Genomic DNA, 24,088 nt, shown 5'->3' with positions numbered 1-24,088 from the left:
GGAGAAAAAATGAGTATAACAATAGATACAATGCCTATTATATGTTTGTTGTGGATTGTTGTGGGGGTCGTTTTTATTATTATTAGTGTGATTCGTTTAGCCAATCATCAAGAATCAGATAATCACTATGTTACTTTGAATAAAGAACAAGGACAACAAACTAATGATTTGGAAGAATTATTTAGCTATTTTCTAGAAGAAGAAGAGAAGAAGAATCAAGGATTTCGTGACTTATTAGTTAATATTTTAAGAAAACAAACAGATTTAGAGGCAGACCACCTGCAACAATCTACTAAAGAACACCAGAAACGGCAGATGACAAATGAAAAACTTTATGATGAGATTGTTAAACACTATGAGAATGGTGAAAGTATAGAAATGATTGCCAAAAATCTGAAGAAAGGTGTAGGAGAAGTGAAACTTATTCTTTCACTTTATAATATGAGATAAACATATGAAACAAATAAAAATAACATATTGGTTATTAGGATTTGGTTGTGGCATCATTTTATCTGGCATTGTGGGAACTATTTGCACCTTAAATGTTCAAGAATACAAAATAAGTGTGAGTAGTACAGAGGAGTTAGAGCCAATAGAAACAAATAATCAAGATGAGGAAATAAAACCAGACAATGAAAAAGTAGAAGAATATAAAACAGAAAAATATGAAGATGAAATTCAAGTATCAAATCAAGATTCGTCGGAAAAAGATAGATTAGAAGTGAATGCACAAATACCTGAAGAAATACCCGAAGAAATAGAAATATATATTCCGTCTATGTCTAATGCAACACAAATTGCAGGTATTTTAGAAGATGCGGGAATTATAGATGATTCAAAAGCTTTCATTGATTTTCTTAAACAAAATAAAAAGACGACAAAGTTAAAGCATGGGAAGATAACTTTCCCTAAAATAGTAACTTATGAGGAAATTTTATCAATACTTCTAAATAACTAAATAAAATGTTTATAAAACGATTGAACTTGTTGTACAAGTATGATATAATCATTCAGAAAAACGCACGTATATAGATGTACTTGTGGGGTGCTAATATAGTCCACAAGTATTTAATATGTACGGAGGAAAAAACCAGGAGGTATTACAATGAGTGTAATTTCAATGAAACAATTATTAGAAGCAGGTGTACATTTTGGTCACCAAACAAGAAGATGGAATCCAAAAATGAAAGAATACATCTTCACAGAAAGAAATGGTATCTACATTATCGACTTACAAAAAACAGCTAAAAAAGTTGACGAAGCATACAATGTTATTCGTGAAGCTGCAGCTGAAGGCGGTAAGGTATTATTCGTAGGAACTAAAAAACAAGCTCAAGAATCAATTAAATCTGAAGCTGAAAGAAGTGGTATGTACTACGTAAACAATAGATGGTTAGGTGGTATGCTTACAAACTTCTCTACAATTAAAAGCCGTGTTGCTAGACTTAAACAATTAGAGACAATGGAACAAGACGGTACATTCGAAGTACTTCCTAAAAAAGAAGTAATTGAACTTCGTAAAGAAATGGATAAACTTGAAAAAAATCTTGGTGGTATCAAAGAAATGAAAGAACTTCCAAGCCTTATGTTCGTAGTTGATCCACGCAAAGAAAGAATTGCTATTCAAGAAGCTCATATTTTAGGGATTCCAGTAGTAGCTATCGTAGATACAAACTGTGATCCAGAAGAAGTAGACTACGTAATTCCAGGTAATGATGATGCTATTCGTGCCGTAAAATTAATCGTTGCTAAAATGGCTGATGCTATTATTGAAGCAAACCAAGGTGAAATTTTTGAAGCATCTACAGAAGCAGTAGTAGAAGCTACTGAAGAAGTAATCGCTGAATAATTATATAATTTGGAGGGAACAAAAATGGCAATTACAGCTGCTATGGTAAAAGAATTACGTGAAAGAACACAAGCAGGTATGATGGACTGCAAAAAAGCATTAAACGAAGTAAACGGTGACATGGAAAAAGCTATCGAATACTTACGTGAAAATGGTTTAGCTAAAGCTGCTAAAAAAGCTGACCGTATTGCTGCAGAAGGTCTTGTAAAAGAAGCGATTTCTGCAGATGGTAAAACAGCTGCTATCGTAGAAGTTAACTCTGAAACAGACTTCGTTGCTAAAAATGATCAATTCGTATCATTTGTTAACGAAGTAGCACAAATTGTTTTAAATAACGATGTTGCAGATGTTGAAGCATTAAAAGCTCTTGCTTGGCCATCAGATGCATCTAAAACTGTTGGTGATGTATTAACAGAAAAAGTTGCTACAATCGGTGAAAACTTAACAATTCGTCGTTTCCAAAAAATTTCTACAGATGGTACACTTGCTGCATATACACATGGTGGTGGTAAAATCGTAGTAGTAGTTGAAGTAGCGGCTGAAGGTGAAAAAGCTCATGAAGTAGCAAGAAACGTAGCAATGCAAGTTGCTGCTGTTAATCCAGAGTTTGTTTCTGTTGATCAAGTATCAGAAGAAAAGAAAGCTCATGAAAAAGAAATTTTAATGCATCAAGCACTTAATGAAAATCCAGGGAAATCAGAAAATATCATTGAAAAAATGGTTATTGGTAGACTTAATAAACAACTTAAAGAAATCTGCTTACTTGAACAAGAATATGTTAAAGACCCAGACTTCACAGTTGGTAAATATGTTGCAGCTGAACTTGGTAGTGCAGATGCAGTAAAAACATTTGTTCGTTTTGAAACTGGTGAAGGAATCGAGAAAAAAGAAGAGAACTTTGCTGAAGAAGTTGCAAAACAAATTCAAGGTTAATAAAAATGGGGGCACAAGAGTGCCCCTTTTTTATGGGCATAAAGTTAAAAATACATCTAGAAATAAATAACTATTTATGATAGAGTAGTGGTAGCAGGAGGAAATGACGATGAAATATAAACGTGTCTTAGTAAAATTAAGTGGTGAAGCCTTAGCTGGAGAACAAGGAAGAGGCTTTGATCATGAAATCATTGCAGGAGTTGTTAAACAACTTGGAGTACTTATTAGCAATGGTATAGAGGTAGCTGTTGTTATTGGTGGAGGAAACTTCTGGAGAGGACGAACTTCAGGAGATATGGATCGCACTAAAGCTGATCAAATAGGAATGTTAGCAACAGTGATGAATGCTATTTATGTGGCAGATGTGTGTCGTAGCCAAGGATTAAAAGCTAGTGTACAAACACCATTTGTGATAGGTAGTATGACAGAATTATTTTCTAAGGATCAAGCCATTTCGGATTTAGAAGCAGGTAAAATTGTTTTCTTTGCAGGTGGAACAGGCCATCCATTCTTTTCAACTGATACAGGTGCTGCTTTAAGAGGTTGTGAGATTGAAGTAGATACATTATTATTTGCTAAAAATATTGATGGTGTTTATGATAGTGATCCTAAGACAAATCCGAATGCTAAGAAATATGATCGTCTTTCATGTCAAGAAATGTTAAAGCGAGACTTAAAAGCAATTGATACAACTGCAGCCGCTTTATGCATTGAACAAAAGTTACCTATTGTTGTTTTTGATTTAGGTGCGGAGCAAAGTATTGTTAAAGTAGCTAATGGAGATAAAATGGGTACAACCATTTATATAGAAGGGTAGATTATAAGGAGGATATTTAATGAAGCAAGAGTTAAACAAATGTCAAGAAAAAATGAATAAATCACTAGGTGCATTTGCTGATGAATTAGCAACTATTCGTGCAGGTAGAGCTAATCCACACGTATTAGATCGCCTTACTGTAGATTATTACGGTGTTGCTACACCAGTACAGCAAGTAGGAAATATTACAGTACCTGAAGCTCGTGTTTTACAAATTCAACCTTGGGAAGGTACTTTATTAAAAGCAATTGAAAAAGCTATTAATGAGTCAGATTTAGGTATCAATCCTACTAATGATGGAAAAGTTATTCGTCTTGTATTTCCAGAACTTACAGAAGAACGTCGTAAGGATTTAACTAAGGATATTAAGAAAAAAGGCGAAAACTCTAAAATTGCCATTAGGAACATCAGACGTGATGCACTTGAAACCTTTAAAAAGATGGAAAAAGCTAATGAAATGACAAAAGATGAAGTGGAAGTAGCAGAAAAAGAAGTACAAAAATTAACAGATAAATTTGTTGGTGAAATTGATGCATTAGTGGATAAGAAGAGTAAAGAAATTTTATCTGTATAGGGCCTATTAAACACCCAAATGAATGCTAATAAGAATTGCTCCTCTTGATAAGAGGAGCTTTTTAGTATAGGAGGAATCAGGCATGTCAAATAGAAAAATACCTGAGCATATTGCAGTTATTATGGATGGTAATGGTAGATGGGCTAAAGAAAGAGGTTTGCCAAGAAATGAAGGACATAGAAGAGGGACGAAGACATTAGAAAGTATTATTAAACATGCTGAGAAGATAGGTGTCAAATACTTAACAGTCTATGCGTTTTCAACTGAAAATTGGAAGAGACCTGAGGAAGAAGTTGCTGGACTAATGAACTTGTTTGAAAGATACTTAGACAATCATATTAAGAAAGCAAGTGGAGATATGAATCGTTTTAGAGCTATAGGGGATTTAGAAGCAACGGTTATTCCTAAGCGTATTAAAGAAAAAGTGATTCAGTTAGAAGAAATGACAAAGGATAAAACGGGCATTTGTTTTAATATGGCTTTTAACTATGGTGGAAGAGATGAAATTGTAAGAGCTTGTAAGAAAATAGCAGAACAAGTGAAGCAGAATAAATTAGATATAGCTGACATTAATGAAGTTTGCTTTGAAGATTATCTAGATACAAAAGGAATGCCAGAACCAGATTTATTGATTCGAACTAGTGGTGAAATGAGAACAAGTAATTTTTTGCCATGGCAATTAAGCTATACTGAATTTTATTTTGCATCATGCTTATGGCCCGATTTTAATACAAAGGAACTAGATAAGGCTATAGATGCTTTTAATGAAAGACAAAGAAGATTTGGAAAAAGCGAATAGGAGGAAGTGACGTGCTTACAAGAATTATCACAGCTGTTTTAGGAATTCCCCTTGTTATAATTGTATTATTACTAGGTGGTACATGGTTAAAGGTAGCAATGCTAGTCGTAAGTGGTATTGCTTTATATGAGATGTACCATGTAATGAGAGAGAACTATAAGCCTATTAAGTGGTTAGGATATAGTGTAATTGGTATGTACTATCTTTTTTTTGAGTGGGTACAAAATTACTTTCTTATTTTTATAGGTTTGATAGTTGTATTGCTTCTAACAGTAATGGTTATAAAATATCCTAAGTATTCTATAATAGATGTAGCACTCACTCTTTTTCCAGTACTTTATACGAGTTTATTATTTAGCTTTATTGCCTTAATTCGAGATATAGAGTATGGCATGTTTTGGGTTTGGCTTATTCCTATTAGCTCATGGGGATCTGATACATGTGCCTATTTTACAGGCATTACAATCGGCAAACATAAATTAGCGCCTCAGTTAAGTCCTAAAAAAACGATAGAAGGTAGTATAGGAGGGGTATTAGGAGCCGGTGTTATAGGGTATATTTATACAATGATTTATACTTCATATAGTTCAGCAGAGCTAAGAGGATATATGGTTTTAGTAGTAATAGCGGTGATCTTAAGTGCGATATTATCTCAAATAGGTGATTTAGCTGCATCTGCCATTAAGCGTTATTTTAAAGAGAAGGATTTTGGATATCTCTTGCCAGGACATGGTGGTATACTAGATCGATTCGATAGCTTGTTATTTGTGGCACCTGCTATTTATACAGCGGTATTAGTTGCTGAAAACATCATGAGATAGGAGTAAAAAATGCAAAAGAAAATAGTTATTTTAGGCTCTACAGGGTCTATTGGAACACAAACCTTAGATGTAGTAGGAAGAAATAAGGATATACAAGTAGCGGGTTTAGCAGCTTATAGTAATATAGACTTACTTGAAGAGCAAATTATTGCCTTTAAACCGCAAGTAGTATGTGTAATGCTTCCGGAAAAGGCCACTTTATTAGAAGAGCGCTTAAAAGTAAAGCAGATTCATACAGAAGTTATAAGTGGAGAGGAAGGGTTAGTAACATTAGCCACTTTAGAATCTGCAGATATGATTGTTACAGCTGTGGTAGGAATGATTGGGTTACTCCCCACTTTAGCAGCCATTAAGGCAGGCAAAACAATTGCTTTAGCTAATAAGGAAACGCTGGTTACTGCAGGAGAATTGGTGATGCGTTCAGCTAAAGAAAATAAAGTAGGCATTTTACCAGTAGATAGTGAGCACTCTGCTATATTTCAGGCCCTTAGAGGTAATGAGCATAAGAGTGTATCAAAATTAATTCTAACAGCGTCTGGAGGGCCCTTTAGGACTTATACAAAAGAGCAGTTAGAGCAAGTGACAGTAGAAGCGGCACTTAAACACCCTAATTGGGCGATGGGGAGTAAAATTACCATTGATTCAGCATCTTTAATGAATAAGGGGCTAGAGGTGATAGAAGCAAAATACTTATTTGATGTAGAGCCAAGTCAAATTGATGTTATTGTACACAAAGAAAGTATTATTCATTCTATGGTAGAATATGTTGATGGTTCTACAATTGCACAACTAGGACAGCCTGATATGAGGCATCCTATCGCTTATGCATTGTATTATCCAGAGCGTACTGATGCATCCTATATTAAGTCACTGGATTTCGCCAGTATTGGAACATTAAGCTTTGAGGCACCTAAGAAAAATTTATTCCCTTGTTTGCAATTTGCGTATGATGCATTAGAAATAGGAGGAACGATGCCAGCTGTTTTAAATGCAGCTAATGAGGTGGTAGTGGCTAGTTTTTTAAATAAGCAGATAAGATTTTTAGATATTCCTAAAATTATACATATGGTGATGGAAAAGCACATATGTATAAATAGGCCAACCTTAGAAGATATACTAGGGTGTGATGAATGGGCTAGGGAATATAGTAGAAAGAAGGTGACTGAACTTTGATAAAAGTCATTATGATTATATTAATGTTTGCCTGTATTGTTATTGTTCATGAGTGGGGACACTACATTACTGCTAAAAAATGTGGGGTTTTGGTTCATGAATTCGCAGTTGGAATGGGGCCTATATTATGGTCAACAAAAAAAGGTGAAACGGTTTACTCCATAAGATTACTTCCTATTGGTGGATTTTGCAGTATGGAAGAAGAAGTAGGAGAGTCTGTAAATCCTAGAGCAATGGCGGCTAAAAAACCTTGGCAAAAGTTACTGATTGTTAGTGCTGGTGCTATTATGAATTTTGTATTAGCTTGTGTCCTTTTAAGTATTGTAGTGGGTTACCAAGGATATGGAAGTAATGAAATAGCTTCTTTAGAGGCTGATATGCCAGCAGTACAAGCAGGGCTAAAGGTAGGCGATCAAATTATTGCTATTGATGGTCATAAAGTAGAGCGTTTGTCTGACTTGTCTAAGGTTTTAGAAAAAGAAGAAAAAGCATATACACTTACTGTAAAACGAGGAAGTGAAACATTTACGACACCTATTACTTCTAAATGGATGCCTAAAGAAGAACGTTCACGTTTGGGATTTTCACCTACTTTTATTCATTTTAATATATGGGAAAACATTAAAAGCGGTGTTATTTGGGCTTGCTTAATCATAGCTCAGGTGTGGAAGGCATTTGTTGATCTTTTCACGGGTGCTGTAGGCATGAATCAATTATCAGGTATTGTAGGCGTTGTGAATCAGAGCGCAGAGATATGGGATACGAGTATGCAAAGTGGTGGTTTAAGTATAGCTATTTTAAATATGATGACTATAGCAGCAGCATTATCAGCTAATCTTGCAGTAGTCAACTTATTCCCATTACCAGCTTTAGATGGAGGACGTATTGTATTTGTGCTAGTAGAAATGCTGAGAGGTAAACCAGTTCCTCCTGAAAAAGAAGGAGCAGTTCATTTTATTGGATTTGTTTTATTGATGATTTTAACAGTTGTACTTATTTATAATGATTTTATGAGGATAAGCTTATGATATTAAATACAAGAGAAAATACACGCCCTGTACACGTTAAGGATATTGTTATTGGTGGCGGTAATCCTATTGTGATTCAGTCCATGACTAATACGAAAACTCAAGACGTAGAAAGTACAGTGGCTCAAATTTTAGAATTAGAAGAAGCAGGCTGTGAAATGGTTCGTGTAGCTGTTCCTCATGAAGAAGCAGCAAGAGCTATTGAAGCTATAGTAAAACGTATTCATATTCCATTAGTAGCAGATATTCATTTTGATTATCGTCTTGCTTTAATGGCTATAGAAAATGGTATTAATAAATTACGAATTAATCCTGGAAATATAGGAAACGAGGAAAAAGTAAAAGCTGTGGTTGAGAAAGCTAAGGCTTATCACATTCCAATAAGGATAGGCGTTAACTCTGGATCTATTAGTAAGGCTAATTTAGAGAAATACGGTGGTGTTAATGCTGAGTCTATGGTAGAAAGTGCCAGTGAGCATATTCGTATTCTGGAAGCGTTAGACTTTAAGGATATTATTGTATCGCTAAAAGCTTCAAATGTACCATTGGCAATAGAAACTTATACAACTTTTGCAGAGCGTTATAACTACCCACTTCATGTAGGGATAACTGAGGCAGGAACACTGTATAAAGGAACTATTAAATCTTCAGTAGGCTTAGGTGCTATTTTATCTAGAGGTATAGGAGATACTATAAGGGTTTCTTTATCAGATGATCCGCTAAAAGAAATTGAATGTGCACAAAATGTGCTTCAATCACTAGGCCTAGGTCAGTATGGTGTTGAAATTATTTCTTGCCCTACTTGTGGAAGAACAGAAGTGGCGTTAATAGAACTTGCTAATCGTGTAGAAAAAGCTACAAAGCATATTAAGAAGCCACTTAAAATAGCTGTTATGGGATGCGTTGTTAACGGACCTGGAGAAGCGAGAGAAGCTGATATAGGGATTGCTGGTGGAAAAGGTGAAGGCCTTATTTTTAAAAAAGGACAGATATTAAAGAAGGTCAAGGAAGATGAATTATTTGATGCTTTTATGGCAGAAGTTAATCAAATGTAAGCTTTTTAAGTTTATCATACATGAGGGTTGATTTTTCAGTCAAAAGCTGATATAATTTAGTCATTATAATCATGAACGTGTGAGAAAGAGTGGGTTTTTACCCACTCTTTCGTATTGTTTAGATGTATATATAATTGAGTTTATGCAAAACTATAGGGTATGAGAGGATGAGAGTATGAATAAAAAAGAACTTATTGAAGTAATAGAAGGATACCTAGATCCAATACTCGCTGAGCTACATTATGAACTGGTTGATGTAGAATATGTAAAAGAGGGACCAAACTATTATTTAAGAATCTATATTGATAAAGAAGGTGGCATCACTATTCAAGATTGTCAGCTTACTAGTCGTGCTATAGAGAAGGTACTAGATGAAAAAGATCCTATTAAAGATCCTTATGTATTAGAGGTAAGTTCTCCAGGACTTGACCGTGTTTTAAAAAAGGATAAGGAATTTGAGAGATTTAAAGGGCGTTTAGTAGATGTAAAACTTTATGAAGCTATTAACAAACAAAAGCATTTTACAGGTGAGTTAATTAAAAAGACCGAAGATAAGCTATACATTGACGATGAAGGAACTAATCTTGAATTTGAAATGAAAAATGTAGCTGTTGTAAGACTAGCTATTACCTTTTAGAAGATAAGGAAAAATTTGGAGGAGGATAAAAATGAATCAAGAGTTCATTATGGCAATTGATCAAATTGCAAAATCAAAAGGAATTAATAAGGAAAAATTAATCGATGCCATTAAACAATCCATTGAAGTAGCTTGTAAAAAGCATTTTGGTATCAGCACCAACGGTAAACAAAATATCAAAATTAATATTGATGAGAAAACAGGAGATGTTAAAGTATTTGCTGCAAAAACAGTGGTGCCAGACGAAGAAGTGACAAACGAGTTATTAGAAGTTGGTATTACAGAAGCACAAAATTTAAATAGACTTGTACAATTAGATGACATTATTGACATTGAAATCACACCAAGAAATTTTGGACGTATTGCCGCACAAAATGCTAAGCAAGTTGTTATTCAAAAGATCAAAGAAGCAGAACGCCAAATGGTGTATGAAGAATACAGTGTAAAATTAAATGATATTGTTAAAGGTAAAGTTTTAAGAAGAGAAAAGAATGGTTATATTGTTCAACTTGATTTTACAGAAGCATCTCTTCCATCTACTGAAGCTATGCCAAATGATAATTTTGATGAACAAATGGAAATGAATGATGGCATAGGTACGTATAAAGCCTTTTATTTATTAAACGTAAAAGACTTTAATAAAAATGAGAATAAACTAGATGGTAAATCTAAAAATGCAGGTGCACAAGTTATTGTATCTCGTACTCACCCAGAATTAGTTAAACGCTTATTTGAACAAGAAGTGGTTGAAATCAAAGATGGGACTGTAGTGATTAAAAGCATTGCAAGAGAAGCAGGCTCTCGCACAAAAATAGCTGTTTATTCTAATGATCCATTAGTAGATCCAGTTGGGGCTTGTGTTGGAGAAAAAGGTAAACGTATTAATAATATTGTTCAAGAACTTAATGGTGAAAAGATAGATGTCGTTCATTGGAGTGAAGATCCAAAAGAATTTATCAGAGAAGCACTAAGTCCTGCTAAAGTCATTGATGTAGAGTTAGAAGAAACTGAAGGGGAAAGAAATGCTAAAGTCATTGTACCTTCACATATTTTAACATTAGCTATTGGTAAGGGCGGACAAAATGTACGTTTAGCAGCAAAACTTTGCGGCTTTAAGATTGACATTAAAAGTGTAGAAGTTAATGAAGAAGTAGAGGAATAGGCCTATGAAACAAAGAAAAATTCCTTTACGTAAATGTACGGGTTGTAATGAAATGAAAAACAAAAAAGAAATGATTCGTATTGTAAGAGATCAAGAAGGTAACTTTTCTTTAGACTTTCATGGGAAGAAACCAGGTAGAGGCGCATATATTTGCCCTAATAAAGCTTGCCTAACGCAAGCAGAAAAAAATAAAGGTCTAGAGCGTTCTTTTAAAATGGCAGTAGATAAAAGTATTTATGAACAACTTAGAAAAGAGTTTGATAATTATGATGGAGAATAGAATTTATCAAATGATTGCCTTGTGTCAAAAAGCAAGACAATTAGTCGCAGGTGAATTTGCTGCAAAACAGGCTGTTTTAGAACAAGAAGCTAAACTTGTTATTATAGCAGAAGATGCATCTCATAATACAAAAAAACTTTTTAATGATAAAAGTGGTTATAGAAACATTTCTTGTAAGGAATGGGGAACAAAAGAAAAATTAGGAAGTATACTTGGAAAAGAACCCCGTGCAGTTATTGCGATTGTTGATGAAAATTTCGCAAAGAAGATCGACGAGATGATAAGTAAGAGTCAATAACATTTGGAGGTAGATATATGTCTAAGATAAGAGTATATGAAGTAGCCAAACAATTAGAACTTACAAGTAAGGAAATCATGGATAAACTAAAGGAATATGGTTTTGAAGTACATAGCCATATGAGTACTTTAGAAGATGAAGAAGCTGAATTAATTATTAATTATTATAAAGAAGTGAGTGAAAAAGCAGCCCCAGAGGTAGAGCATAATGATACTGCAGACCAAGTTATACAAACAGAGGTAGCAGCAACAGAGGAAATAATTAAAACTGAGGGCAAGAAAAGTAAAAAGAATAAGAAAGGCGTAAAAGAAAATAAAAATATGAATAATCAACCAAAAAATGAACCGGAAAATGTAACAGATGAGATTAAAGTAATTCAATTACCAGTACGTATCTCAATCAAGGATTTTGCAACAGAATTGAGCGTACCTTCTACTGAAATTATAAAAAAATTGATGAAGAGAGGTACTATTGCTACAATCAATCAAGAAATTGATTATGCGTTAGCTGCTGAACTTGCAGAAGAATATGATATTATTGTAGAGCCAGAAGAAGAAAAAGATGTTATGGAAGAAGTCTTTGGAGAAGTCATTGATGATGAAAAAGACTTAGAAAAACGCCCTCCAGTTGTAGTTGTTATGGGACACGTTGACCATGGTAAAACATCATTATTAGATGCTATTCGTTCAACTCATGTAACATCAGGAGAAGCAGGTGGTATTACACAGCATATCGGTGCATCTTCTATTAGTTTAAATGGTGAAAAAATCACTTTCTTAGATACACCAGGACATGAGGCTTTCACTGCAATGCGTATGAGAGGCGCACAAGTAACAGATATTGCTATTTTAGTAGTCGCAGCTGATGATGGGGTAATGCCTCAAACGATTGAAGCGATTAATCATGCTAGAGCAGCTAATGTACAAATTATTGTAGCAATGAATAAAATTGATAAACCAGGAGCAAATCCAGATCGTGTTAAACAAGAACTATCTGATCAAGGCTTACTTGTAGAAGATTGGGGTGGCGATGTTATTTGTGTACCTGTGTCTGCACTTAAGCACCAAGGCATCGACAACTTATTAGAAATGGTACTTCTTGTAGCGGAAATGGGTGATCTTAAAGCCAATCCAAGACGTAAGGCACGTGGTACGATTATTGAAGCTCAACTCGATAAAGGAAGAGGGCCAGTAGCAACTGTTCTTGTACAAAGTGGAACACTTCAAATTGGCGATCCGATTGTAGCAGGTGCTGCGTATGGACGTGTAAGAGCCATGGTTGACAGTAAAGGTAAATCAGTGAAAAAAGCAGGTCCATCAATGCCAGTTGAAATTTTAGGCTTATCTGAGGTACCAATAGGTGGAGATATGTTCTATGTAGCTAATAGTGATAAACAAGCACGTCAAGTAGCTGAACGTATTAAAGCACAAGGCCGTGTACAAATGATTGGTCAAACACCAAATAAAGTTTCTTTAGATGATCTCTTTACTCAAATTCAAGAAGGGAAAATGAAAGAACTTAATATTATCATTAAAGCAGATGTTCAAGGCTCTGTAGAAGCAGTGCGTCAAAGCTTAGAAAAATTAAGCAACGAAGAAGTAAGAATTAGAACAATCCATGGCGGGGTAGGAACGATTACAGAATCAGATGTTCAATTAGCATCTGCATCAGGGGCTATTATTATCGGATTTAATGTACGTCCAGAAGCTGCTACAAAAGCTTATGCTGATCGTGAAGAAGTAGATGTAAGATTATATCGTGTTATTTATAATGCCATAGATGATATTAAAGCTGCGATGAAGGGAATGCTTGATCCAGAGTTTGTAGAAAAAGTAATTGGTCATGCTGAAATTCGTCAAACCTTTAAGGTGTCTGGTGTTGGTACTATTGGTGGGGCTTATGTAACAGATGGTAAAATGGTAAGAAATGCGGGAGTACGTATTGTGCGTGATGGTATTGTTGTTTATGAAGGACATCTTGCCTCCCTTAAACGATTCAAAGATGATGCTAAAGAAGTAGCAACTAACTATGAATGTGGTGTTATGTTTGAAAAATACAATGATATTAAAGAAGGTGACACTGTAGAAGCCTTCATTATGGAAGAGGTTCCTAGATAAATCTCCTCAAAAGGATGTGAATAAAATGGCTAGTCAAAGATTAACTAGAATAAATGAAGAAATGCGTAGAGAAATTGCAGAAATAGTTCGTAGCGATATTAAGGATCCAGGAGTTCAAGATGCAATGATTAGTGTTATTGCAGTAGAAACAACAAATGATTTAAAGACTGCAAAAGTTTTCATTAGTGTACTTCAAGATAATAAAAAAGAGGCAGCATTAGCTGCTTTAACAAAAGCACAAGGTTATATACGTAAAGAAATTGCTAGACGTATTAATTTAAGAAATACTCCTGAACTTTTATTTAGACTAGATGAATCTATCGAACGTGGCATGCAAATGTCAAAGATGATTGCAGATGTTATGAAAGATAACAACAAATAACAAAATAAAGTTAAGAAACTATAGTTACTAAAAGAGTAAGTATTCTAATGATTGACATAAGGTAATGATAGTTATTAGTGTAAAAATGGCCACTTTATGTGGCCTTCTTTATGGGCATATTACAGCTGAATACGAAAGGCTTTACATGATAGAAAGTGAGAAAGTAGGAATAAGAATGCTAAATGGAATAATTAATATTTATAAGAAAAAAGGTTTTACTTCTCATGATGTAGTAGCTAAAGCTAGAGGTATTTTAAGAGAAAGAAAGATTGGTCATACAGGAACATTAGATCCAGATGCAGAAGGCGTGTTACCATTGTGTATAGGTATGGCTACCAAAGTTGTTCCTTATCTTTCTGATGCCAATAAATGTTATGAAGCAGAAGTTGTTTTGGGAACGACAACAACGACAGAAGATGCCTCTGGAGAAGTGTTAGAACACAAAGAAGTGACAGCTACTAAGGAAATGATTACGGAAGTAGTGGATTCGTTTATAGGTAGCTATATACAGACACCACCTATGTATTCTGCGATTAAAGTAAATGGTGTACGACTTTATGAGCTTGCTAGAAAAGGAATAGTTGTTGAAAGACCGAGTAGAGAAGTAACAATCTATGGATGCGATATTATTGAGTGGATAGACGAGAAACGCTTCAAGATAAGAGTGAGCTGCTCAAAAGGTACTTATATACGCACTTTGTGTACCGATATTGGACGTCAATTAGGCTGCGGTGCGCATATGGGTACATTACTTAGATTACAAGTAGGCCAATTTAAATTAGAAGACAGTATTACTTTAGAACAACTTGAAGCATATAAAGATAATCTAGAACATTATATAGTAGGCATTGAAGAGTTGTTTGCAATGTATCCTATAGCTCATATTACTAAAATGAGTGAGAAACTTTTATTTAACGGTAATGCTCTAAGAAAAAGAGATATAGAGAACTTTAATGATAGTTTTATGACTACTTTAATACGTGTAGCAGATACTTCTAATCGATTTGTAGCTCTTTATAAATGGGATTTGGATAAATCGTGTTTTAAAGTAGAAAGAATGTTTTATAATGCATAAATGAAGCACCCTCATACATGTACAACATGCAGGGGGTGTTTTGTTCAACTTACCCCTTTGATGAACGTAAAAATCATGGTATAGTTATAGGGAGTAAATGAATCAAATCATGATAAGAGGTGTAGGGATGCAGTATATTTATGGAACTGCTGATATTATGAGACAGGAGGACTGTGTAGTAGTTTTAGGGAATTTCGATGGTGTACATAAAGGGCATCAAAGATTATTTCAGGTTGCGAAGGACCGAGCTAAAGCAAATGGACTAAGAACAGTCGTGTTTTCGTTTTACCCACACCCAACATGGGTGATTGGAGATAATCGAAAAGCGCTTATAATGTCTAGGCGAGATAAAAAACAGGTAATTGGTGAAATGGGAATAGACGAACTAATAGAGTATCCTTTCACAAGAACTTTTGCGGCTATTTCTCCAGAGACCTTCTTTGTAGATATATTAATGAAAAGACTGAAAGCAAAGATACTTGTAGTAGGTAGTAATTATTATTTTGGCAAAGGGAAAACAGGTAATCCTAAGTATTTAAGGCAATTAGGAGAAAAATATAATATAGAGGTATGCATTGTAGATGCAGTAAAGATAGGTGGCAGTATGATATCAAGTTCTTCTATAAGAAAACTTATTTTAGAAGGGAATATAGAAAAGGCCAATGAGATGTTAGGTCATCCATATATGATAGTAGGCAATGTGGTGCAAGGAAAACAACTAGGACGTACAATAGGATTTCCTACGATTAATCTCATTGCTGACCCAGATCGTGTGTATCCGCCTAATGGTGTTTATGCTACTGTTGTAAGGGTATATAGTAAGACTTATAGGGGCATGACTAATATAGGGGTTAACCCAACTGTATCGGGTCAAAGAAAAATGATAGAAACACATATTTTTAATTATGATGCAGATATTTATGGTGAAGCTGTAGAAGTTTATTTTTATCACTATGTTCGTCCCGAACAAAAGTTTAAAGATATCAACGCTTTAAAAGCACAAATTCAGCAAGATAAGTGGCATGTCCAAGAATTTTTCGCAAATCCAATAAACTTATTTGCAAATGACAAGTAGATATGCTATACTATTCAAGGTTATATACCTTTACTCAGAGTTGGGACGCTCCGACCCATTCTTGGTAAACGGCATAAATTAAATTTATTAGGAGGTCAATCAAATGACTAAAGAACGTAAACAAGAAATTATGGCAAAATATGCTAGAGGTACAAATGATACTGGTTCTCCAGAAGTACAAATTGCTTTATTAACAGAGAGAATCAATCACTTAACAGATCACTTAAGAACTCATCAAAAAGATCACCACTCTCGTCGTGGATTATTAATGATGGTTGGTAAAAGAAGAGGTCTTCTTGACTACCTTATTAAAACAGATATCGAAAGATACCGTTCAATCATCGCTGATCTTGGAATTAGAAAATAATAAAAAGTGGGCGGATTATTCCGCCCTTTTTTAACATTTAAGGAATAGAATGGTTAAGAAGAGGAATGATGTATTTTGTGCAATGTTATAATCTGTTTCATGAGAGACGGCTTATAAGATTGCGCAACATTGCTTTCTCTTCTTAATTTGATGAGTTTTAAAATGTAACAAATGAAATCATATTTGGAGAGGAGCAATACAAATGGTAAAAAAATATTCAACCCAATTAGCTGGAAGAGAACTTTCAGTAGAAATTGGAAAAGTAGCAGGCCTTGCGAATGGTTCAGCAACAGTAAGATATGGTGACACGATGATTTTAGCAACAGTTGTTGCAGCAGATGCACCTAAAGAGGGCATCGATTTCTTCCCTTTAAGTGTTAACTATGAAGAAAAATTCTATTCTGTAGGTAGATTACCAGGTGGTTATATTAAACGTGAGTCTAGACCTTCAGAAAAAGCTATTTTAACATCAAGAGTTATTGATAGACCAATGCGTCCATTATTTCCTAAAGATTATCGTAATGATGTTGTGATTACAACAACTGTACTATCTGTAGATCAAGACTGTAGTCCAGAAGTAACAGCTATGATTGCAGCATCTTTAGTAGTAGATATATCTGATATTCCTTTTGCAGGTCCAGTAGGTTCTGTACAAGTGGGATTGGTAGATGGTAATCTTGTATTTAACCCAAATCAAGAAGAACGCCAAAAATCAGACTTAGCTCTTACGGTTTCTTCAACTAAAGATAAAGTCATGATGATTGAAGCAGGTGCCAATGAAGTACCTGAAGATATAATGTTTGATGCCATTATGAAGGGCCATGAGTTTAATCAACAGGTAGTACAGTTTATTGAAGCAATTAAGGCAGACTGTGGAAAAGCTAAAAATGAGGATTATGTTAAATTTGGTGTACCAGCTGAGATTTATAATGAAATAGTTTCTCATATTGGCGATAAACAAATGGAAGAAGCAGTTTTCACTGATGATAAACAAGTAAGAGAAGTACAACTGAAGGCATTAAAAGAGAAGGTTATTGTAGCTTTAACTGAAGCTGGTAAAGAAGAGGATTTAGTTTATCTAGAAGAAGCTTTCTACCAATTTGAAAAGAAAACAGTTAGACGTATGATTTTAAAAGAGTCAAAGCGTCCAGATGGTCGTGCATTAGATGAAATCAGATCACTTGCAGCAGAAGTAGATTTAGTGCCACGTGTTCATGGTACAGGTTTATTCACTAGAGGCCAAACACAAGTGCTTACTGTAACAACTTTAGCAGCTTTATCTGAAATGCAGACTTTAGATGGATTAGATGAATTAGAAATTTCTAAACGTTACATGCATCACTATAATTTTCCACCTTATTCTGTAGGAGAAGCAAGAGCACCACGTGCTCCAGGACGTCGTGAAATTGGACATGGTGCTTTAGCAGAACGTGCATTAGTGCCTGTATTACCAACTGAACAAGAATTCCCATATGCTATTCGTACTGTATCAGAAGTACTTAGCTCAAATGGATCAACTTCACAAGCAAGTATCTGTGGTTCAACTTTATCATTAATGGCTGCAGGTGTACCTATTAAAGCACCAGTTGCTGGTATTTCAGTAGGACTTGTAACAGGAGAAACAGCTGATGATTTCGTACTTCTTACAGACATTCAAGGATTAGAAGATTTCTTTGGAGACATGGACTTTAAAGTGGGTGGTACACACAAAGGGATTACAGCTATTCAAATGGATATGAAGATCAAAGGTCTTACACCTGAAATTATTAAAGGTGCCTTAGAAAATACAAAAAAAGCAAGATTTTATATTTTAGATGAAATCATGTTAAAAGCAATTCCAGCAGTAAGAGATCATTTATCTCCTTATGCACCAGTTATTACACAAATCACTATTGATCCAGAAAAGATTAGTGAAGTAATTGGACCAAAAGGTAAAATGATTAATCGTATTATTGAAGAAACAGGCGTTAAGATTGATATTGAAGACGATGGACGTGTCTTTATTTGTGGTTCAGATGCTGATAAAGCACAAAAAGCAATTCAAATGATCGAAGGCATTGCTAGGCCAATCGAAGAAGGGCAAGAATTTGATGGTAAGGTTATGCGTCTTATGAATTTTGGTGCTTTTGTAGAATTAGTGCCAGGTAAAGAAGGGCTTGTTCATATTTCTCAATTAGCTCATGAACGTGTAGCAAAAGTAGAAGATGTAGTAGCTGTTGGTGATTCTATTAAAGTAAAGGTAATCGAAATCGATAAACAAGGTCGTATTAATTTATCACACAAGGTACTTCTTCCAAAGCCAGAAAAGGAAAAAGAATAAAAAAACAAAAGGGAGGGAAACCTCCCTTTTATTTTTTAGAGATTATTATCAATAAATGGAGGAAATTATGAAGTCTCAAGTATCAGCTTTATTTAAGGCCATTTTATTAGTCGGATGGTTTATGCTTGCTTCTACAATGGTAAGCATAGGAGTAGAACTATTTACTGGAAATCCAGCAAATTATCAGATGGTTATAACAGAGCATAGATATGCTATTAGTTTAGCAAGTCAGATCCTTTGTTTCATAGGGCTTGTTATTTTTACGGCAAATCAGCCACTTATTAAGCAAGAGAAACAAGAGATTCATATTAAATTAATCCTACGTTATGTTATAATGGGATTAGGAGCTTGGCTCATGTGTATTATTGTAACACAAGTACTCATTCCCTTTTTTCCAGAATATGAAGCAATTAGTGAACTTTTTAGTAACAATGAGATTATTTTAAGATTTATTGTTTTAGTCATTATGGCACCCTTTTTAGAAGAGTATTTATTTAGAGGGAAAATGCAAGCTTACTTAAAAGAAGGATTTGGAGCAACTTTTGCTATTGTTATTCAAGCTATTTTGTTTGGAAGCTTACATCAATTAGGTTTACAAAAGATATATAGTACTTTTATGGGACTGGTGTTCGGAATAGTAAGAGAAAGGGAAGGAAATTTCTTGTCTACTTTTATCATGCATATGGTTATCAATTTCATTGGTTGGTATGTGGGTAGTTTTGTAGGTCGTATTTTATAGGAGACAAATGATATTCAGTTGAAGATTGGTTACAATAAACAAGGAGAAACAAGCATTATTTTTCTAAAAGAGGGGGAAGGTGAAAATGGATATTAAGGAATTAGACCGATTAGCAAAAGAAAATGCACCCATGCCTAATGGGTTAGCTATGCATGAACAGTGTTACTATATTTCTTCACGAGGCCTATATCAGCAATATGCAGCAAAAGCCATTAGCCTTTCACAAGCTAAACTAGAAAAGAAGCAAGTGATAGAACAATATCAAAAAGGTCAGGAACAATGGCAATTATTTATAGGTCTATTTGAGGTGCAAAATAAGCTTCAACAATTGAAAGAAGAAGAGTTTAATAGTGTATTAGAATTTGAGATATTAGAGTGTATCAATCAGTTGTTATAGATCTGGTATCTAGTTATAAAGGAAAGACAATCAGATATTCTGAGCATTACGCTTTGGAAGGGACAAAATTAAACCATCACTTGAAGTGATGGTTTAATTTTGAGTCTCTCATTATAAATGATATTTTAACGTAATTCACTTTTTTCATTACAAAATGAATCACAGAATTTCATAAATCTTATCAGTTTATAGGTTATTTTCTGACAAGATGGTATCTTCCCCTTAAGAGAACTTCTTTTTATTATTTAAGTACTATTCCATTGTCTGCATCTAAAATAAGGACTTCATTTTCCGTTAATTGATTGATAAAGGTACCACAGCCAACAATGCATGGAATGTTATATTCCCTTGCCAAAATAGCTGCATGACAGAGCCTACCACCTTGCTCGGTAATGATGCCAGATATCTTATGAATAGCGATCATAAAATCTGGTGTGGTCATTCTTGAGGCAATAATACATCCTGAGTGAATGTTTTTTAAGTCTTCCATATCTTCTATAATAGCAACGTGTGCTTTAACACATCCGCTCACAACACTAAGACCAGATGTGACAAATTGGCTAGCATCAGATTCGTGTTTAACACTATTTCCTGTAATCTGTCTTCTGACATCTAGGATTTCTCTCATTAGAGGACTCCAAGCTTGCAACTCTTGATGATTAGAAAGATTTTTTTCAAGTCTTGTGTGTAATTCGAAAACCATTTGATCAAAAGACATAATTAAATCTCTTGTAGATAAACCTAGTTGTTTATGGTTCATTACGATATCAAAATATCGTTGCTTATACTCTGGAATATAGGGTTTGAACTGGTCTAATAGAATAGTTACCTCAAGTATATGTTGAGTCATTTTAGCTTTAGCATCTTCTAACGCTCTATTATTTTGAAAAAATGCTATGCTTGTATAAGCTTGGTCTAATTTTTCTTTGATTTCTTGGCTATTAGTTTGTAAAAGTTTTCGTACAGTATTCATTCAATCCTCCTGGTTAATAAGAGGGTTAACGTCTAGCTAGCCCCCTCTGTATAGTTGGTTGTATAAAAATAATAATTAAAGCGCTCATCTACATCATCCTTCCGTTTTTGTATTTCCTAAATAATAACATAATGACATAATATAAACAACATTATATTTATTTAATAAATTTTAATGACAAATTAAGCTAATGTTTTATTTTTTCATCACTAATACTCTTTATTTTTATCCATTACTGTTATTAAATAGACTTGAAAACGTTATCCATTACTGGTATAGTAAAAAATATTGACTAATGAACTTGAAAGGATTGACTACCAATAGATGAAGAAGAATAAAATTCAAAAAACCAAGTGGAAAGCGGGAAATATGGTTTATCCGATTCCAGCTGCCATGGTAAGCTGCGGGGATAGTGAAAGAGCTAATATTGTAACTGTAGGTTGGACAGGTACCATTTGTACTAATCCTCCTATGACCTATATTTCTTTAAGGCCGTCTCGCTTTTCCTATGATCTTATTAAAACAAGTGGGTATTTTGTCATTAACCTTACCACTAAAAGCCTTGTGCGAGCTACGGATTTTTGTGGTGTAAAAAGTGGAAGAGACATAGATAAATTTCAAGCTATGGACCTGACGGTAATAAGAGATGAGGACACAGGTTGCCCCATGATAGGGGAAAGTCCTGTAAGCATTGTTTGTAAAACAAAAGAAATCAGAGAATTGGGTTCGCATCATATGTTCATTGCAGATGTGATGAATGTTTATATTGATGAAAAATATTTAGACGAAAAGGGAAAATTTCATTTAAATGCAACAGATTTAATTGCTTATTCTCATGGAAGCTATTTAAGCTTAGGTGAAGAATTAGGAAGTTTTGGTTATTCTATTTGTAAGACGAATAAGAAGGATATTAAAATACAAAAAGGATCTAAAAGTTTCCAAGCTAATAAAATAAAGGATGAATCAACTGATAATCATAAAAACAGAAATAAAAGCCAGCAAAAAGCTAAGAAAAAGTATAAGGCGGAGAGTAATACGAAAAAAGTTGAAACCTTAAAGAATACTTTCTCAAAAAAGACTGTTATTCGTCAGAAAAAGAAAAACTAGGATAGTAGAAGTTGATGATAAGGCGTTCTCTATTCGTTTATGAATAGAGGCAGAATAATAAAAACAAAGAAATAGGAGTGAATAAATGTGAAATTTATTCACTCCTATTTCTTTGTTTGAGATGTACTTAATTGCCTTATTAAAAAGATAAAAAAGAACTGCCATCAATAGATAATAAAAAGTGTATAGGATAAGTTTCTGAAGTATTTCCAATTAGATAAAGTGTATAAATGCGAGCAACTTTTAAAGAGCAATTTTTTAATTCACAGAAAGAATGAGTTTGATCATGAGACAAAGCAGTTATGCTATAGGTACTAGGAGTAAAAGAAAGATAATGGGAGCTTTGATGGGGAGAGATCTTTTTAAAAGTCGGAGTTTGTTCAGAAAATTGAACATTGACTAAGTCTGATAAATCACAAAAAGTACCTAGACGTAATAAACAATGTCCTTCAGGAATGGGACGCTTAGCATCGTTAATCAAATAAAGACCAGGACCTGATGTTTTAAAATCAGTGGTAATAATAAGGGTATAAATTTTTTCATTACTTATCCAAATAGAACGTGTGCATAAAATATCAGTTTGCTCATGTACAGTAATATAGATCTGGTGTTCTCCTCTTGTAAGAGGTTCATAATAACTAAAGTCTTCATAAAGCAAGTCTTTTATATAAAGTACATCGTCTAAATAAACATCCAGACTCATTGGACTTGTAAAGGCATGAAAACAACGTAAAAAAGCCTCAGAGGTGTCCATTTTCTTTTTCATAACAGTGCCTCATTATTCATATTCTATTATAGTATATGTAAAGTGTTAAAAATCATGTTATTTACCTAGTAGAAGGTGTATACGTTAATTTGTGATAGAAAAATCATGTGAATTAGAGAAAATAACTAATTATTTTACAAATAATTAGAAAATGATGTTCATATTAACAAATATATTATAAAATAGAGATATCATTACATGGAATCTTCAGGGAGGTTATAGATGAACAAACAGAAACTGATGCAGCTTTTAAAAAATGATGAGGGATTTAAATTAGATTTTAAATTGAAATTAAGTTTAGATTTAGATTCAGAAAAAAAAGAGTTTGTAAAAGATGTAATTGCTATAGCAAATACACCAGGTGGTAGAGGCTATATTGTATTTGGGGTAGAAGATGCCACAAGACGAATAATAGGATTAGAAGCTATTCCTGAGCATATTGAAGAACGTATTCAACAAGTAATTGCTAATAGGGCAACACCACCTGTTCCTGTACGATTTGATACGATAGAAGTTGAAGGTAAGGTGCTGGGGGTTGTTACCATTTTTAAAAGTATGCAAGTACCTCATCAAATGCTTCAAACAGGTGCTTTTTATATAAGGAGGGGGTCTACGACAGATAAAGCTGGAAGGCATGAAGTGGCTAATATGCTGCAACAATATGGCATGTTAAGTTTTGAAAATGTACCTTGTAGAGGAAGTAGTTTAAAGGATTTAGATGAAAAAGCTTTATGTATGAAATGGGGTAACCCTTCGGATAATAATCCTGAGCAGCTTTTATTACTTAGTTCATTAGGTATTATTGCAACGGATTATGAAAGGGAAGCTTATTATCCTACCTATGGTGGCCTATTGTTATTTGGAAAGCATCCACAAGATTTTATACCACAAGCCATTGTAGAAGTGAGTTGTAATAGTCAAATAATAGGAATAGATGGTAACATTTTAGAGATGCTAAAAACATTTCGAGAACAGGTAAGTAAGCTTTTACCTGAAGCTTATCCGATATCTGGTTTAGTAGAAGTACTTACAAATGCGATTATACATAGAAATTATTGGAATAATGCACAATATATTCAGGTTGTTATTAATAAAGACTATGTTAGAGTAACAAACCCAATGAGTCATGAAGTTTATGAAGGAAGACAGCAACGTTGGCGTGTTAATCCTTGGCTTTATTCAAGGCTACTTATTATGAGTCAAAGACAAGATAACTTTCATCTTGGCATAGGACTTGAGAAAACTAAGGAACTTTTTAAAGCGGCTGGAGGAATAAAAATCGAATCCAAACGTTTAGAAGGTGTTTTTGAAGTAACTTTACCAGGAACAGCAGTTTATTAAAAG

At 34.1% G+C, this 24,088-nt stretch carries 27 protein-coding genes; 25 read left to right on the top strand and 2 right to left on the bottom strand.

Annotation, left to right across the window (positions count from 1 at the left end; genetic code table 11):
• Window positions 1–9 precede the first annotated feature (9 nt).
• The 23 genes from CLOLE_RS12220 (at window position 10) to CLOLE_RS12110 (ending at window position 19,898) form a co-directional block, all read left to right on the top strand.
• Complete coding sequence (locus CLOLE_RS12220; protein ID WP_013657428.1) at window positions 10–450, top strand: DUF6115 domain-containing protein; 441 nt, start codon at window positions 10–12, stop codon at window positions 448–450.
• A 4-nt stretch (window positions 451–454) separates the two neighbouring features.
• Window positions 455–958: an aminodeoxychorismate lyase gene (locus CLOLE_RS12215; protein WP_013657427.1), complete on the top strand. Its 504-nt coding sequence runs from the start codon at window positions 455–457 to the stop codon at window positions 956–958.
• A 147-nt stretch (window positions 959–1,105) separates the two neighbouring features.
• Window positions 1,106–1,849, top strand: a complete 744-nt coding sequence (gene rpsB / locus CLOLE_RS12210; RefSeq protein ID WP_013657426.1) for a 30S ribosomal protein S2 — start codon at window positions 1,106–1,108, stop codon at window positions 1,847–1,849.
• A 24-nt stretch (window positions 1,850–1,873) separates the two neighbouring features.
• On the top strand, window positions 1,874–2,782 hold the full coding sequence (tsf, locus tag CLOLE_RS12205) for a translation elongation factor Ts (RefSeq protein WP_013657425.1): 909 nt from the start codon (window positions 1,874–1,876) through the stop codon (window positions 2,780–2,782).
• 109 nt (window positions 2,783–2,891) lie between these two features.
• A complete protein-coding gene (gene pyrH, locus CLOLE_RS12200) occupies window positions 2,892–3,599 on the top strand; it encodes a UMP kinase (protein ID WP_013657424.1) in 708 nt (235 codons plus the stop codon).
• Between the two features lie 19 nt (window positions 3,600–3,618).
• On the top strand, window positions 3,619–4,173 hold the full coding sequence (gene frr, locus CLOLE_RS12195) for a ribosome recycling factor (RefSeq protein WP_013657423.1): 555 nt from the start codon (window positions 3,619–3,621) through the stop codon (window positions 4,171–4,173).
• Window positions 4,174–4,255: 82 nt separating this feature from the next.
• On the top strand, window positions 4,256–4,972 hold the full coding sequence (locus CLOLE_RS12190) for an isoprenyl transferase (protein ID WP_013657422.1): 717 nt from the start codon (window positions 4,256–4,258) through the stop codon (window positions 4,970–4,972).
• 11 nt (window positions 4,973–4,983) lie between these two features.
• Window positions 4,984–5,793: a phosphatidate cytidylyltransferase gene (locus CLOLE_RS12185; RefSeq protein WP_013657421.1), complete on the top strand. Its 810-nt coding sequence runs from the start codon at window positions 4,984–4,986 to the stop codon at window positions 5,791–5,793.
• A gap of 9 nt (window positions 5,794–5,802) precedes the next feature.
• Complete coding sequence (locus CLOLE_RS12180; protein ID WP_013657420.1) at window positions 5,803–6,966, top strand: 1-deoxy-D-xylulose-5-phosphate reductoisomerase; 1,164 nt, start codon at window positions 5,803–5,805, stop codon at window positions 6,964–6,966.
• An 11-nt stretch (window positions 6,967–6,977) separates the two neighbouring features.
• Window positions 6,978–7,994: a M50 family metallopeptidase gene (locus CLOLE_RS12175; RefSeq protein WP_162145079.1), complete on the top strand. Its 1,017-nt coding sequence runs from the start codon at window positions 6,978–6,980 to the stop codon at window positions 7,992–7,994.
• A complete protein-coding gene (ispG, locus tag CLOLE_RS12170; RefSeq protein WP_013657418.1) occupies window positions 7,991–9,049 on the top strand; it encodes a flavodoxin-dependent (E)-4-hydroxy-3-methylbut-2-enyl-diphosphate synthase in 1,059 nt (352 codons plus the stop codon). The genes CLOLE_RS12175 and ispG overlap by 4 nt, the downstream gene beginning before the upstream one ends.
• A gap of 175 nt (window positions 9,050–9,224) precedes the next feature.
• Window positions 9,225–9,686 (top strand): ribosome maturation factor RimP, encoded by a 462-nt coding sequence (locus CLOLE_RS12165; RefSeq protein ID WP_013657417.1) that lies wholly within the window; start codon window positions 9,225–9,227, stop codon window positions 9,684–9,686.
• Between the two features lie 31 nt (window positions 9,687–9,717).
• Complete coding sequence (gene nusA / locus CLOLE_RS12160; protein WP_013657416.1) at window positions 9,718–10,848, top strand: transcription termination factor NusA; 1,131 nt, start codon at window positions 9,718–9,720, stop codon at window positions 10,846–10,848.
• Between the two features lie 4 nt (window positions 10,849–10,852).
• The gene (rnpM, locus tag CLOLE_RS12155; RefSeq protein ID WP_013657415.1) at window positions 10,853–11,128 is read left to right on the top strand and encodes an RNase P modulator RnpM; all 276 of its coding nucleotides are present in this window, start codon (window positions 10,853–10,855) and stop codon (window positions 11,126–11,128) included.
• Window positions 11,115–11,426 carry a L7Ae/L30e/S12e/Gadd45 family ribosomal protein gene (locus CLOLE_RS12150; protein WP_013657414.1) on the top strand — a complete coding sequence of 104 codons (312 nt, stop codon included), beginning with the start codon at window positions 11,115–11,117 and terminating at the stop codon, window positions 11,424–11,426. Before rnpM ends, CLOLE_RS12150 begins: the two co-directional genes overlap by 14 nt.
• A 17-nt stretch (window positions 11,427–11,443) precedes the next feature.
• A complete protein-coding gene (gene infB / locus CLOLE_RS12145) occupies window positions 11,444–13,543 on the top strand; it encodes a translation initiation factor IF-2 (RefSeq protein ID WP_013657413.1) in 2,100 nt (699 codons plus the stop codon).
• 25 nt (window positions 13,544–13,568) lie between these two features.
• Window positions 13,569–13,925, top strand: coding sequence for a 30S ribosome-binding factor RbfA (rbfA, locus tag CLOLE_RS12140; protein ID WP_013657412.1), 357 nt, complete (start codon window positions 13,569–13,571; stop codon window positions 13,923–13,925).
• Between the two features lie 64 nt (window positions 13,926–13,989).
• The gene (truB, locus tag CLOLE_RS12135; protein WP_013657411.1) at window positions 13,990–15,000 is read left to right on the top strand and encodes a tRNA pseudouridine(55) synthase TruB; all 1,011 of its coding nucleotides are present in this window, start codon (window positions 13,990–13,992) and stop codon (window positions 14,998–15,000) included.
• A 97-nt stretch (window positions 15,001–15,097) separates the two neighbouring features.
• Window positions 15,098–16,075, top strand: coding sequence for a bifunctional riboflavin kinase/FAD synthetase (locus tag CLOLE_RS12130; RefSeq protein ID WP_013657410.1), 978 nt, complete (start codon window positions 15,098–15,100; stop codon window positions 16,073–16,075).
• A 103-nt stretch (window positions 16,076–16,178) separates the two neighbouring features.
• Window positions 16,179–16,442 carry a 30S ribosomal protein S15 gene (gene rpsO / locus CLOLE_RS12125; RefSeq protein ID WP_013657409.1) on the top strand — a complete coding sequence of 88 codons (264 nt, stop codon included), beginning with the start codon at window positions 16,179–16,181 and terminating at the stop codon, window positions 16,440–16,442.
• A gap of 202 nt (window positions 16,443–16,644) precedes the next feature.
• Entirely contained in the window at window positions 16,645–18,762 is a 2,118-nt protein-coding gene (locus CLOLE_RS12120) for a polyribonucleotide nucleotidyltransferase (RefSeq protein WP_013657408.1), read from the top strand.
• Window positions 18,763–18,829: 67 nt separating this feature from the next.
• Entirely contained in the window at window positions 18,830–19,501 is a 672-nt protein-coding gene (locus CLOLE_RS21890; protein ID WP_013657407.1) for a CPBP family intramembrane glutamic endopeptidase, read from the top strand.
• Window positions 19,502–19,586: 85 nt separating this feature from the next.
• On the top strand, window positions 19,587–19,898 hold the full coding sequence (locus tag CLOLE_RS12110) for a hypothetical protein (RefSeq protein ID WP_013657406.1): 312 nt from the start codon (window positions 19,587–19,589) through the stop codon (window positions 19,896–19,898).
• Window positions 19,899–20,139: 241 nt separating this feature from the next.
• Here CLOLE_RS12110 and CLOLE_RS12105 read toward each other — a convergent pair whose 3' ends face one another.
• On the bottom strand, window positions 20,140–20,871 hold the full coding sequence (locus CLOLE_RS12105; RefSeq protein ID WP_013657405.1) for a PEP-utilizing enzyme: 732 nt from the start codon (window positions 20,869–20,871) through the stop codon (window positions 20,140–20,142).
• A 324-nt stretch (window positions 20,872–21,195) separates the two neighbouring features.
• Here CLOLE_RS12105 and CLOLE_RS12100 point away from each other — a divergent pair, with 324 nt between their 5' ends.
• Entirely contained in the window at window positions 21,196–21,978 is a 783-nt protein-coding gene (locus CLOLE_RS12100; RefSeq protein WP_013657404.1) for a flavin reductase family protein, read from the top strand.
• A 139-nt stretch (window positions 21,979–22,117) separates the two neighbouring features.
• On the opposite strand, the gene CLOLE_RS12095 is transcribed toward CLOLE_RS12100, so the two are convergent.
• On the bottom strand, window positions 22,118–22,744 hold the full coding sequence (locus tag CLOLE_RS12095) for a DUF4397 domain-containing protein (protein WP_013657403.1): 627 nt from the start codon (window positions 22,742–22,744) through the stop codon (window positions 22,118–22,120).
• A 222-nt stretch (window positions 22,745–22,966) separates the two neighbouring features.
• On the opposite strand from CLOLE_RS12095, the gene CLOLE_RS12090 reads away from it, so the two are divergent.
• On the top strand, window positions 22,967–24,085 hold the full coding sequence (locus CLOLE_RS12090) for an AlbA family DNA-binding domain-containing protein (protein ID WP_013657402.1): 1,119 nt from the start codon (window positions 22,967–22,969) through the stop codon (window positions 24,083–24,085).
• The last annotated feature ends 3 nt before the right edge of the window (window positions 24,086–24,088 follow it).

The sequence above is a fragment of the Cellulosilyticum lentocellum DSM 5427 genome, from assembly GCF_000178835.2.
GTDB lineage: Bacteria > Bacillota > Clostridia > Lachnospirales > Cellulosilyticaceae > Cellulosilyticum > Cellulosilyticum lentocellum.
This window is presented reverse-complemented; position numbering and strand designations above follow the sequence as displayed.